At 32.4% G+C, this 13,723-nt stretch carries 9 protein-coding genes and 1 tRNA gene; 3 read left to right on the top strand and 7 right to left on the bottom strand.

The window, feature by feature from the left end; translation table 11 throughout:
- Window positions 1–68: 68 nt before the first annotated feature.
- A complete protein-coding gene (locus Q4512_RS00880) occupies window positions 69–2,117 on the bottom strand; it encodes a M56 family metallopeptidase (RefSeq protein WP_303420615.1) in 2,049 nt (682 codons plus the stop codon).
- A gap of 2 nt (window positions 2,118–2,119) precedes the next feature.
- Window positions 2,120–2,485 carry a BlaI/MecI/CopY family transcriptional regulator gene (locus Q4512_RS00875; RefSeq protein ID WP_303420613.1) on the bottom strand — a complete coding sequence of 122 codons (366 nt, stop codon included), beginning with the start codon at window positions 2,483–2,485 and terminating at the stop codon, window positions 2,120–2,122.
- A gap of 119 nt (window positions 2,486–2,604) precedes the next feature.
- Here Q4512_RS00875 and Q4512_RS00870 point away from each other — a divergent pair, with 119 nt between their 5' ends.
- The gene (locus Q4512_RS00870; protein ID WP_303420611.1) at window positions 2,605–3,978 is read left to right on the top strand and encodes a M28 family peptidase; all 1,374 of its coding nucleotides are present in this window, start codon (window positions 2,605–2,607) and stop codon (window positions 3,976–3,978) included.
- Here Q4512_RS00870 and Q4512_RS00865 read toward each other — a convergent pair.
- Window positions 3,975–4,844 carry a DMT family transporter gene (locus tag Q4512_RS00865; protein WP_303420609.1) on the bottom strand — a complete coding sequence of 290 codons (870 nt, stop codon included), beginning with the start codon at window positions 4,842–4,844 and terminating at the stop codon, window positions 3,975–3,977. The genes Q4512_RS00870 and Q4512_RS00865 overlap by 4 nt on opposite strands.
- Window positions 4,845–4,980: 136 nt before the next feature.
- A complete protein-coding gene (locus Q4512_RS00860) occupies window positions 4,981–6,369 on the bottom strand; it encodes a dipeptidase (protein ID WP_303420606.1) in 1,389 nt (462 codons plus the stop codon).
- Between the two features lie 114 nt (window positions 6,370–6,483).
- Between Q4512_RS00860 and Q4512_RS00855 the strand changes: the two genes are divergently transcribed.
- Window positions 6,484–6,565, top strand: a tRNA-Leu gene (locus Q4512_RS00855).
- A gap of 174 nt (window positions 6,566–6,739) precedes the next feature.
- Window positions 6,740–7,732, top strand: a complete 993-nt coding sequence (locus tag Q4512_RS00850; protein ID WP_303420604.1) for a LacI family DNA-binding transcriptional regulator — start codon at window positions 6,740–6,742, stop codon at window positions 7,730–7,732.
- Between the two features lie 86 nt (window positions 7,733–7,818).
- Here Q4512_RS00850 and Q4512_RS00845 read toward each other — a convergent pair whose 3' ends face one another.
- The 3 genes from Q4512_RS00845 to Q4512_RS00835 form a co-directional block, all read right to left on the bottom strand.
- Complete coding sequence (locus tag Q4512_RS00845; protein WP_303420602.1) at window positions 7,819–10,653, bottom strand: alpha-amylase family glycosyl hydrolase; 2,835 nt, start codon at window positions 10,651–10,653, stop codon at window positions 7,819–7,821.
- Between the two features lie 131 nt (window positions 10,654–10,784).
- Window positions 10,785–11,810: a SusE domain-containing protein gene (locus Q4512_RS00840; RefSeq protein WP_303420601.1), complete on the bottom strand. Its 1,026-nt coding sequence runs from the start codon at window positions 11,808–11,810 to the stop codon at window positions 10,785–10,787.
- Window positions 11,811–11,821: 11 nt separating this feature from the next.
- Window positions 11,822–13,717: a RagB/SusD family nutrient uptake outer membrane protein gene (locus tag Q4512_RS00835; protein WP_303420600.1), complete on the bottom strand. Its 1,896-nt coding sequence runs from the start codon at window positions 13,715–13,717 to the stop codon at window positions 11,822–11,824.
- Window positions 13,718–13,723 lie beyond the last annotated feature (6 nt).

The raw sequence follows: 13,723 nt of genomic DNA, 5'->3' as shown, positions 1-13,723 counted from the left end.
TATTTTATTTTGATGAAAATTACACCAAACACGAATCGCACACAGATTTTAATGAATATTGTTGGCAACTAATTGATAAGTTCTCCTTTTTCGTTTACTTTTTTTCCATATCTATTAAAGTATGTTGTTTTCTCGTTTTTAACAGTATAGAAATAAGTGGTACCATGTATATCGACATAGCCATTTCTGTCCTTTTTAGGATTTGATTTTACGTCTTGTAATGTTTCTATTTTAGTAATTACTTTTCCGTTAGCATCTGTAATAACAGGTTGTGTTGTAATGTTTACCATTGGTTTTTGTAAACCTTTTGTTTGTGTAGAGATGCTTAAGTCGGTGTCCTTTTTCAATATCGCAATAGCTTCGTCGGAAGTAATTTTTTTTCCTTCAAAATAAAAATTGGCATCTTTTTTTGCCATTTCTATAGCATGATCTAGAGGGGATTTTGGAGGTGGAGGTGGTGGAATCATGCTTTCAGAAACGTGACCATTTTTAACCTCGTATTTCTGATTGTACTCTTCATGAATTCTCTCGTATTCTGCTCTTTCTTCTTCTGTTGCATTACCAGGAATTGGAGGTGGAGGTGGAGGTGGAGGAGAAACCATTCTTTCAGAAACGTGACCATTTTTAATCTCGTATTTCCGATTGTACTCTTCATAAATTTTCTCGTATTCCGCTCTTTCTTCTTCCGTTGCATCACCTGGAATTGGAGGTGGTGGAGGTGGAATGTTACTTACTTCTCCTTTTTTTACTTTACGCACTGGAGGTGGAGAAGGAAAGTTTGGAAAAGGTTCAGCTTCTGTCTTTTGCTTTTCAGTCATTAAACTATATATATATTCTAATTTTTCAACGTCTTTACGTTCGATAAATCTTTTGCCTTCTGGTTGATTGTTGTATTTTTTTGCAAGTTTGTTGTATTCTGCAAGTTGTTTAGGTGTTGCTTTATCTTGCTTTTGGGTTGTAGGATGTCTAGGTGTGATATTTAGTTTTAAATACCCAGAAGCTCTTAACTGTTCTTTTACATCGGTAAAAAATCCCATTTCAATATTATCTTCTAATTTAATTTCAACGAGAACTAAATTTTGCTTTTCATTAAAAGTTAAATGATTATGGAACTCATTAAGCATGTTTTGTAAATTCTCAATAGATGTCACTCTGTCATTTACAGAAATTTTTAAGTCTTTAGTAATTCGTATTTCTAAGTTTTCTGAATTATTAATTGCCTCGTTGGATATTTGTGATTTTGTTTCCGCTTCTTTCTCTATCTGTTTTTTTGTGCTAAAGCTGAAAATTAAGATTGCTAATAATGGCAGTAGTAATAAACTACGAAGCCAAAAGGTTTGTTTGGATGTTTGTGTTTTCATAACTGTAAATCGTTTTTTGATGGATGAATAATTGATAGCGTGTTCTAAGGTTAATGTTTGCTGGTTTGATGAGAACGATAGCAATATTTTTTGATAATTAGTGCTTTCTATGCCTTTGTTAATAACTGCTTGGTCTGCTAAAAATTCATGGTTTAGTTTGATGTCTTTCTTTATTAAATAGACCAAAGGATGAAACCAAAATAGTATTTGTAAGACCTCTATAAACAGTATGTCTAAACTGTGTTTTTGTTTGGCATGTGTTTGCTCATGAAGTAAAACTTCTTTTGGTATTTCGTTATTTTCAAATTTGGTTTTATTAAAAAAAATGTAACTAAAAAAGGTATGTGGTATTATTAAATCTTTCAATAAAACACGTGTAAAATTGTTTGTTTTTTGCTTCGGATTTCTCCTTATTTTTAAGGCTATTTGCGATAAGTTGTACACAAATCGTATTAAAAATAATAAAACTCCTAATCCGTAAATACTCCATAACACTATTGGTAAATAGTTTGTTGGCTCTTTTAGGATTGGGTTTTGGCTTTCAGAAAAACCTGTTACTTCTGAAATATTGGTTAATGCATTTTGAGGTTCTATATATTCTACAAAAGTTATAAAAGGAATGGTAATTGAAACCAATACAACACCTAATAGGTAAATACGCTTAAATTGATGGTTACTTGTTCTTTCTAAAAATACTTTATAGAAAGCAATAAAAGCAAGCAAACATATACTGGATTTTAATAGTACGATTTCCATGACTATTTGTTTTTTATTTCTTGATCTATAATGCTTCTTAAATCTTCTAATTCTTTTTTAGATAGATTGGTTTCTTTAGTGAAAAACGATGCGAATTGCGAACTGCTATCGTTAAAAAAGTTCTTTATTAATCCGTTTACATGTTTAGAGAAATAGTCTTTTTTCTTTACTAGCGGAAAATATTCTCGTGAATTTCCAAAAAGAGTATAATCAATAAACCCTTTATCTGTCATACGCTTTAATAGTGTTGCAACTGTGGTGTTTGCTGGTTTAGGATCTGGATAAGCTTCTAGCAAATCTTTCATAAAAGCTTTCTCAAGCTTCCAGAGGTAATTCATTAAATCCTCTTCTGTTTTTGATAATTGCATCTCTACATGTTTAGAATGTTCTCTACAAATGTAGAGAATATAATTTGATTCTACAAATGTAGAGGCGAAATAATAATTATTGCATTACCTTTACACGTGAAATTATTGCAATTTATTCTATGAAAAAGGCATACTTTATTCTTGTTTGTTCATTGTGTTTTAGCTCTTTTGTATATGGTCAAACAATTACAGAGGTAATTAATCAAATGGATTTAGATTCTTTACAACTCACTTTAAGGGAGTTTTCTGGAGAACAAACCACCATAGTAAATGGTAACGAAGTTACTATATCTAGCAGAGTACAATCGAACAATGAACTTGCTGCAGATTATCTATTTCAAAAATTAGATAAGTTAGATCATTTAAATGTTGTTAATCAGTTTATAAATGGAGAAGCAGGAAGGAGAAATATTATAGCAACACAACTAGGAAAAACAAATCCAGATAACATTTATATTATTTGTGCACATTACGATTCGGTTGCTGCTTATTGTGCCGATGATAATGCATCTGGAACTGCAACAGTATTAGAAATTGCAAGAATATTATCGACACAATGTTTAGATAATACGATTGTTTATGCACTTTGGGATGAAGAAGAAATAGGTCTTGTAGGAGCAGGATATTACGCAAATCAAGCAGCCGCTAACAACGACAATATTTTAGGCGTTTTAAATATTGATATGATGGGATATGATGGAAATAATGACAATAATTTTGATATAGATGTTAGAGATGTTGCTAACTCTTTAGAAATGAAAGATGATCTTATTTCTATTTTAAATACTCCAGAATATGGTTTCTCTTTACAGGTTAATGTTGTAAATCCAGGAACTTCAGCAAGTGATCATTCTAGATTTTGGAACCAAGGTTATTCTGCTGTTTTAGTTGGTGAATCATGGGAAACCGATGATGAAACACCATATTATCATAGTTCAGGTGACACGTATAATACCTTAAATTTCCCGTATTATCATGCGTTGTCTAAGTTAATTATGGGGTACATGGTAACTAAAGCAGGATTAGTAAATGTAACTAATTCGGTAAGCCAAAGTGGAAATGTATTAACTGCTTTACAAAATGGCGCTTCTTATCAATGGATAAATATAGACACAGGTACTGCTATTTTAGGAGAAACAAACCAAAGTTTTACACCAGTAATGAATGGAAGTTATGCCGTAGAAATTACTTTGGGTTCTTGTATAGAAACAAGTAATTCTTTTGATTTTAATTCTTTAAGTTTAGAGACATTTAAGAATACGGAAATTGCATTTTATCCTAATCCCGTTAAGACGAATCTAGTTATTGAAAACATTGGTTCTTTTGAAGAATTAGAAATTGAATTATATGATATTAATGGAAAACTAATACTGCAAGAAAGTGCTATTAAAATTAAAACAACGCTAAACCTAAGTGCATTATCTAATGGTGTTTATTTCTTGAAAATAAAAACAAATAATAAGTTGCAGCTTTCTAAAATAATAAAAGATTAAACATCTTTTTTTTGTTTTGAACGAGCACTTTCTATAATAACAGTAGTAATAATTAAAGAGCCACCAATGTAGGTATTAAGTGTAGGTGTTTCGTTTAAAAACAAGAAGGCTAGAAGTATTCCGAAAACAGGTTGTATACTACTAATTATACTTGCTGTACTTACGCTAAAATATTTTAAAGTTTTAATAAATAAGGTGTGTCCTATTGCTGTAGTTACTAGAGCTAGTAAAATAACATAAGGATATTCTGTTTTTATATTATCAGTGTCCATAAAAAATAAGATTGGCGACATAATAATTGTTAATATGAGTAATTGATACAACATTAAAACGGTGCCATTATATTTAGAAATATGTTGCTTTAATATTAGTATTCTAATTGCATAGCAAAAAGCAGATAGTAGACCAAATAAAATACCTTTAACCTGCGTGTTTTGTAAATTAAAATTTGGTGCTAGAAAATAAATCCCTAATAACACGAGTATTCCTAAAGCGATATGTACTGGGTCGAATTTTACTTTAATAAATAAAGGTTCTAATAGAGCAATAAGTATAGGGAATGTGTAAAGGGAAAGCATTCCTAGAGCTACATTAGATAATTTGAGGGCATAAAAATAGGTGATCCAATGTGCACCCATAAAAAAAGCGCTTATAAAAAAAGGCAATGTGTCTTTTTTAGAGTTTATATGAAGGTTTAGCTTTTTGTATTTACAATAAGCAAAAAGGATAACTAGTGCTAAGGCACTACGCCACCAAACTAGTATTTCGCTAGGCATATCGATGTATTTGCCTAAAACACCAGAAGTACTTATAAGAAAAGTTGCAAAGGTGAGCTCTAATAAATGATTTATGTGATTGTTTTTCATATAAATGTTTAATTGGCTCGTGTTAGCGATTGTAATGACATCCTTTTTTTGCTACCATATATGGCAAAAAAAGATATAATGAAAAGCGCGACCACCTTTTACTTACTTAAAAGTAAAAGGTGGTAACACCCAAATATTACTTGTATAATTCTGTGAAATATTTGTAAAAAAGAGGAATTGTTTCAATGCCTTTAAAATAATTCCAAACACCAAAATGTTCGTTTGGCGAGTGAATTGCGTCGCTATCTAAACCAAATCCCATTAAAATAGTCTTGCTTTTTAATTCTTTTTCAAAAAGGGAAACAATAGGAATACTTCCTCCACTACGTTGTGGTATAGGCGTTTTTCCAAAAGTATCTGCATAGGCTTTACTTGCAGCTTTGTAGCCAATGCTGTCTATTGGTGTCACGTAGCCTTGACCACCATGATGTGGTGTTACTTTTACTTTAACGCCTTTAGGAGCAATGCTTTCAAAGTGATTTTTAAAGAGTTGGGTGATTTCTTCCCAATCTTGATTAGGTACTAAACGCATTGATATTTTAGCAAATGCCTGGCTTGCAATTACTGTTTTTGCGCCTTCGCCAGTGTAACCTCCCCAAATTCCGTTTACGTCTAGGGTTGGTCTTATGGAGTTTCTTTCGTTGGTAGTGTAGCCATCTTCGCCATATACAGCATCAATATCTAAAGCTTTTTGATAGTTTTCTAAAGAGAATGGTGCTTTTGCCATTTCTGCTCTTTCTTCTTTACTGAGTTCTTCAACCTTATCGTAAAAACCAGGAATAGTAATGTGATTGTTTTTATCGTGTAAGGAAGCAATCATTTTAGTTAATATGTTTATTGGGTTTGCAACTGCACCACCATATAAACCAGAGTGTAAGTCTCTATTAGGTCCTGTAACTTCAACTTCTACATAGCTTAACCCACGTAATCCGGTAGTTATAGAAGGAACCTCTTTTGCAATCATTCCTGTATCGGAAATTAAAATAACGTCGTTACTTAATTTTTCGTGGTTTTCTTTTACAAAATCGGCTAAACTTGCACTACCAACTTCTTCTTCTCCTTCAATCATGAATTTTACGTTGCAAGGTAATTGGTTGGTTTGCGTCATAAGCTCCATGGCTTTAACGTGCATATACATTTGTCCTTTGTCATCGCAAGCACCACGAGCAAAGATAGCACCTTCAGGATGTAGTTCTGTTTTTTTAATCACAGGTTCAAATGGAGGAGAATCCCATAGGTTAATTGGGTCTGGTGGTTGCACATCATAATGGCCATAAACTAGAACTGTAGGCAGGTTTTTGTCCATAATTTTTTCGCCAAATACGATAGGATATCCTTTGGTTTGACAAATTTCTACGTTTTCACAGCCTGCTTTTTCAAGACTTGATTTAATTTCGTCGGCTGTTTTAAGTACGTCTTTTTTATAAGCGGAATCAGCACTAATAGACGGTATTTTAAGCAGTTCTATTAATTCGTTTAGAAATCTATCTTTATTTTGATCGATATATTTTTTAATATTTTGCATAATAAATTAACGGTTTTTGTAAAAGTACAAAAAGGGAGATAATTTTCTTTATTTAGATGTTATGAATATTCAAAGTATTGTTTATATTTGCAATCCGAAATTATCGGAAAAGTTGCAGGCGTGGTGGAATTGGTAGACACGCTAGACTTAGGATCTAGTGCCGCGAGGTGTGAGAGTTCGAGTCTCTCCGCCTGTACAAATAAAAAGCTTCTCTAAACAGAGAGGCTTTTTTTTATATAATTTGCTGTTTGGTTTTTTCTTTTTGAAAAAGCTATACTGTTATAAAAAGAAATAAAAGAAGTATTTTTACTAACTAAAATTGGACAGTATTAGTTAAAAAAAATTTTTTAAGTATTAAAACCTAAGTAAAATGCAAACAAACAGAACAACATTAGCTTCTATTGCTCAAGCTTTAGAGATTTCGGTTTCTACAGTATCTAAAGCACTTTCCGATAGTCCAGAAATTGGTGTTCAAACAAAAAAGAGAGTTTTAGAATACGCAAAAGCAAATAATTATACTCCAAATAGTTTTGCATCTAGTTTTAGAAAAGGAACGACAAGTACGATAGGTTTAATTATACCAAATATTTTAAATCCGTTTTATGCAAAGGTTTTAGTTGGAGTAGAAACGTATTTAGATGATAATGGATATAAACTAATTACATCGATCTCTAATGATCTAATAGAAAAGGAAACCAAAAATATATCGGTTATGTCCAGTGGTTTTGTTGATGGATTAATTATTTGTATTTCTAAAGAAGCGGAACAAAAAAAGAAATACCAACATATTAAAACATTGTTAGATAATGGAACATCTATAGTTATGTTTGATAGGATATGTGATGAGTTGGAATGTGATAAAGTAATAACTGATGATTTTCAAGCTGCTTTTGATGCAACAGAATTTCTTATAAAAAATAGAGGTTGTAAGCATATAGTTATCACTTCAAAAATGAATAATCTACATCATTTAAATTTAAGACAAAAAGGATTTGAAGCTGCAATAGAAAAACATAAGTCCATTGTGAAATGTACGGTTATTACCGATGAAAGATCTAAAGGGTTGAAGCAGAAGCTAAAAGAATTATTAAAAAAAGATACTAGTGTTGATGGGGTTTTTGGTTTAAATGAAAAAAGTGTTTTACATGCTATTCTGTTAACTAATAAGTTGCAAAAAGAGGACAGTAATATATCTATAGCTGGGTTTTGTAATGAAATGCAATTAAAATATGATGCATCTCTTATTGTAATAAATCAAAACGCTAAAGAGATTGGTAAAGAGGCTGCCAAGTTATTATTGGAAAGAATTAAAAGTAAAGATAAAACAAGTTTTCGTACAAAAACAATTGCAGTAAACCTATAGACTTTAGTTATTTAATAAAAAAAGCGCAATCCAGAAAACTGGTTGCGCTTTTATGTTAGAATATAAAATTAAATTTTATTTAGGGATTAAAATTTAATTAGTTTAGTGGTGCTTATTTGTTCTAACATGTTTTTAACTTTAACTAGATACATGCCTTTTGATAATTCGGATATATTAAAAGATGCGTTTTTAGAAAAATCGCCTTTGTATTCTTTTACTAGTTTTCCTGAAATATCAAATATTTGAACATCTGTAACCTCTTTATTTAATTTAAATGAATTTTTTGTTGGGTTTGGGTGTAGCTTTAAATCGGAAACATTTTCCAAGTCATCAATACTTAAAGTAGAAGCATGGTTACCAAAAATTCTAAATTGTCCTGCTGGTATATTAATGGTTGCAACAGTTGATTCAATTGTAGTGTTACCAGTTTCATCCATTAAATCGTACCAAGTTCCACTAGAAGGGAAGCTAGTATTAACAGTTTGGGCAACCACATCAAAGTTTGCTAAAACAATAACGTTTCTTAATTGTGTAGTTGGAATAGAAGTATCAAAAATATCGATTCTAGGTGTTAAACTTCCTGAAGTGATGGTGTAATCTCCTTCAAAAACAGGTTCGTTTATTTTTAAGTAATTCATTCTAGACCAATCGTTGTACACTTGACTTCGTGTAGGGTCTGTATCCCAGTTATCTACCCATTGTGGTTGTGGTTTTGTGTCTAATTTACAATCTGGATCATTCACGGTTCCATTATTACAAGTGAATATGGAGTTTTCCATAGCTAACTCCCCAAAATGCCAAATCATTTTAGGACCAGGAATGGTTAAACTTACAGCACCTAAAGCAGACATTCTTGAGATTGCAGTATTTAAATCTGTTACATCGTGCGAAGTATTAGAAGCATTACCATATTGTACGTTTTTGTACATTAAGCGTTCTTCGTCATGACTCTCTGCATAACCAACTAATCTAGGAGCATTAAAGCCTCTACTAACATGGCCCATTCCGTCAAAGTTATTATCAGAGTTATAACCCATTGTTAATTGGTTATAAGGATTTGTTAATTTCCCCCAAAGCATAATACCTTTTGATACGCTTTCATTAAGTCTGTAGTTCGCCCACTCTGTTTCTTCTTGTGCGCTTCCTCCAAAACCTAAATGTTCAAAAATAACATAATGTGTTTCATCTAAAGACCAAGAGTAATCTGCATACTCTTTTAAAATAGCAACACGATCTGCTTGATAAGCATTGGTATTCGTTTCACTTCCTTCGGCATTTTGAGTAAATCCTTTAGTTAAATCCCAACGGAAACCATCAATTTTAAATTCTTCGATCCAATGTTTAACCACTCGTTCTACATAATATTGTGTTAGAGTAGATTGGTGATTAAAATCGGAACCAACACTATAACTATGTTGTGCTACTTGATTAAAATATGGGTTTTCGCTACTTGGTTCTCCCCAACCATCGCCATCTGCATCCTCCATCCACATTCTATTCATTGGGTTTCTACCAAATGCATGATTTAGTGCTACATCCAAAATTACAGCGATACCATTTTGGTGACATAAGTCTATAAACTCTTTAAGTTTATTTTCTGTACCATAAAATTTATCTAACGCCATGTGAAAAGAAGTGTTGTATCCCCAGCTTTCATTTCCTTCGTACTCCATGATAGGCATCAACTCAATTGCGTTTACATTTAAGTTTTTAAAATAATCTATTTTGTCAATTAGGTCTTGATAATTCATGTCTTCATCAAAATCTCTAATTAATACTTCGTAGATTACTAAATCTTCTTTTTTAGGTTTTTCAAAATCTGTAACTACCCAAGGATAATCTACTTGCCCAGTCTGTAAAACTGTTACTTCCCGTTCTTGTCCAGATGGATAAACAGGTAAATTTGGATACGTTGTTGAAGAAATCCAAGGATCATCAAAAGGGGATAATACTAAGGTTGAAAACGGGTCTGCGGTTTTTACCATTGCTGGGGAATTAGTAATAGGAGTTTGGTCTACTACCCAATATTGATACGTTTCAATCTGGTTACTTGTTAAACCTGTAATTTCTAACCAGAATTTATCGGAAGCAGTATCTTTTTTCATGGCATAATTAGCATCAGGATTCCAGTTATTAAAGCTTCCTGCTACGTATACAAAATCTTTGTTAGGAGCTTCTAAAACAAGTGTTGCTGAAGTATTACTTGTGTAATTTATTCCATTTTCTAAACCACTTGGTAGTGTTTGACTTTGGGTGTTATTTACTAATATGTTAAAATATTTAGATACGGAAGCACTGCCTTGTGTTACAATTAGTTCACAATTAAGGTTCTCCGTAATACCAGATATAAAATAACTGTAAAATGAAGTAGTTGTTGTATTTATGGTAGCTCCATTTGCTTTTAATTCGTATGTCGCATTCCCATTAGTGTTTTGTGCTAGAATTTGTGTGCCAGCTCCTGAATTTACAGCTATAGTGCTATTGCTATCACTAGGGTTTATCATAGTAACTTGAAAAGAACCGACAGCTATTTGTAAATCTGTAGTTTGTTGTGTGCCATCCGCACTTCTAAGTACAATATTAATAGCAGTTACTGTTCCAGCACCAGTATAGTTATAGAAATTTCTAATTGTTGAAGTTAAGTCTAGTTTATATATGTTTCCAGAAACTAGAGTTAAAGCAGGTTGTGTTGTATTATTTCCCCAACTACCAATAACGTTTTGCCAATCTGAACTATCGTCTATAGTTACTCCTGTGTGTGCATATATGGTTCCAGAATAAGATTCTAAACCTGTTCCTGTTTTATCAAAAAGTATAGTGGCGGCATCTGTTTCTTCGGGATTGTTCCCTCCTTGCCAGGATATTTGTGCATAAGTGTTAAATACACCTAGCAGCATTATTAAATAAATTATTTTTTTCATTTTTTCAAAAAATTAAAAGTTGCAATAAAATGACGTTGTTTTTTATTAAGAAAAAAGCCTATTTATATTTTACATTAAATAGGCTTTTGTTTTCTTAATATTGACTAATTCTACAAAAGAATTTAATGGTATTAATTTAACTCTATTGTGTAGGTTTGATTAAACAAGTCCATGGTAATTTTATAGCTTCCTGCAGTTACCACTATATTATCTCCTCCAGAATCTAGAGTACCATCGACTCCAGTATCTCCATAATTTACACCCCAATCATTATTAAGTCTAAATTTTAGTTCTCCATCTAGTAATGTTACGTACGTTATATAAATATCATTTCCAGCAGGATAAAGTGGCCAATCTGTACCATCCCAGCCATTTGGTGTTGAGCTACCTACTAACCCCCAAATGTCTTCGCTTGAAGCATCAGTCATGGTATAAGTAAGTGTGTTTAAATTCATGGTTATATAATAGGTTCCAGCAGTTACTGCAATATTATCTCCTCCACCTTCTAAGGTACCATCGACTCCTGTATCTCCATAATTAACAGCCCAATCATTGTTCTCTCTAAATTTGATTTCACCGTCTAATAAATATACATATGCAGCAAAAACATTATCATTTTCTGTTTTGTAAAAAGGCACATCTGGACCATCCCAAGAATTAGGAGTTGCACTTCCAACAATTCCCCAAGGAGAACTAATGTCTGATAAAGCAGGATATGGAGTTACCGTTAAATTAACTGCTTCAGAGAAAATACTATTTATAGAACTTAGAACAACTTCCACTTTTATCTGAACTTGAGATTCTTCGTTAGGAGGTAATTCTAGATCTGTTAAAAGGGTATTTAATTGTTGCGCAGTAAATGTTTTCAAAGACATACTTGCCGTTGCACTTTGTGGAGAAGTAAAATCACCATCTACTGTGTCGATTAATATTTTGTAAGCTTCTGGTGCAGCATCAAAACCATAATCTGGTTCTGTCCAAGTTATAGTAAGTGCATCTTGGTCTGCATTAGCTTCGGTTAAAATGACAGTATTATCAGAAAGTGATATTTCAGGGATTCCGTTACTGTTTAATTCTGTTAATTCATTATCATCACAACTCACAAATAGTGTAGTAATAAATAAGGAAAGAATTGATTTATATATTATGTTTTTCATTTTAATAGTTATTAATACCCTTCATTTTGAGAAAGGTTTGGGTTAACTGTTATAATACTTGTAGGTAAAGGAAATAAGTTTCTATAGCTAGAAACAGAAGTTCCTGAAGGGTCGTTTCCTTTAAATGGCCATACATAAGTGTCTGTTGTAAAGTAATCGTAACGAATTAAATCGGTACGTCTTTGTCCTTCCCAGTATAACTCTTTAGATCTTTCATCTAATAAATAATCTAATGTAATATCGCTACTCGAAATGTTTGCGTTTGTTCCGCCTGTAGCTCTTTCTAATAATTCATTTATTTTATTTGAGGCTAAGTTTAAATCACCACCACCACCTCTAAGCGAAGCTTCGGCATAGTTAAAATAAATTTCAGCTAGACGAATTAAAGGTAAATCGGTGTCTACAAAATCGCCTGCAGAATCTGCACCTTGATTTCCATTACTATCTATGTTTTTAAATTTTGTTACTGCATATCCTTCTGTAAATTCAGAAATATCTGTTATTTCTAAATTTTGACCATCTGCATAAAACATAGCGCGTTGATCACTAGTAGGAGTAAATGAAATAATAGAATATGTTAAAGCATCTAAGTCTAAAGTGATTAAATAAGTTCCTGCAGTAACTGCAATATTTTCGCCACCAGATTCTAAAGAACCATCTGCTCCATTATCCCCATAATTATTTCCCCAATCTTCGTTAAATCTAAATTTTAAGAAACCATCTGTTAATTCTGCATATAAAGCAAATTGATTCGTGCCAGTTTGGTACATTTCTGTATCTGGGCCACCCCAACCATTAGGTGTTCCGTCTCCAACAATTCCCCAGTCGGATTGCGTACCTAAAGCGGTATTTAAGTCTGCAAGACTTAATACTGGAAACTTTTCTACTAAATTTTTAGTAGTTCTAAGACCTCCCCAGCCTCCATTAACACCAAATTCTGTTGCATCCATAGACCCTCCTATTGCTGCATGTACTAAAAAAGTAGATCCACCATATGTTTGTGATCTTAAACCATCAAAGTTTAATGCAAAAATAAATTCGTTTTGTGCTCCGTTAGTATCATTATCTGCAAGGAATAATTCATCATAAGCTGTTCCGTTTCCATTAGCATCATTGGTGTTTATTCTATACGAAGAATTAATCACGTTGTTAGAATAGGTAACACAATCTGTGTAACGTGCAGTTCCTGTCCAAACTTCAGCATTTAAATAAAGTTTAGATAATAATGCCCAAGCAGCAACTTGGTCTACTCTACCGTATTCATTAGAACCACTAGTTTTTAAGTTGTCTTGTATTTCTAATAATTCGGTTTCTACAAAATCAAATAATTCTGCTCTTGATGCTTGTAAAGGTAAATCTGTAGTTACTTCTGTTACTAAAGGTACATTTCCATATAAATCTATTAAGTTGTAGTAAGCGAATGCTCTTAAAAAGCGTGCTTCTGCAATAAAAGAAGTTACTTCTTCATCAGATAATACACTAGCATTGGCAATAAATGAATTACAAAAAGAGACTTCTTGTGCTAGTCTATAATACATTGCTTCTGTAAAGTCGTTACTTCCAGACCAATATTGACCATGTAGATCCGGTAATCCTGCATCTCCCCAACCAACAACAGCATGATCTGTAGTTAATTCATTAAGGTTAAAAAGCATTCTTGAGTATTGAGAAAATCCTTCATCAATATCTGAAATATCTGCTTGACCGGCAGGTCCATCTTGACCTGTAAGCGCTAAACTAGCGTAAAGTTTAGCTAATGCTCCTTTAGCTTCAGTAGCATTTGCAAATACATCCTCTTCTGTAAAACTGTCTGGATCCGTCGGTGACTGATCTAATTCGTCGTGACACCCTACAAATAATGTAGATAGTATGGTTACGAAGAATATTTGTTTAATTAAATTTTTCATTTTTCT

The organism is Oceanihabitans sp. 2_MG-2023 (genome assembly GCF_030547245.1).
Taxonomy (GTDB): Bacteria; Bacteroidota; Bacteroidia; order Flavobacteriales; family Flavobacteriaceae; genus Oceanihabitans.
The sequence above is the reverse complement of the archived record's forward strand: the minus strand, read 5'-3'. Positions and strand labels throughout refer to the sequence as shown.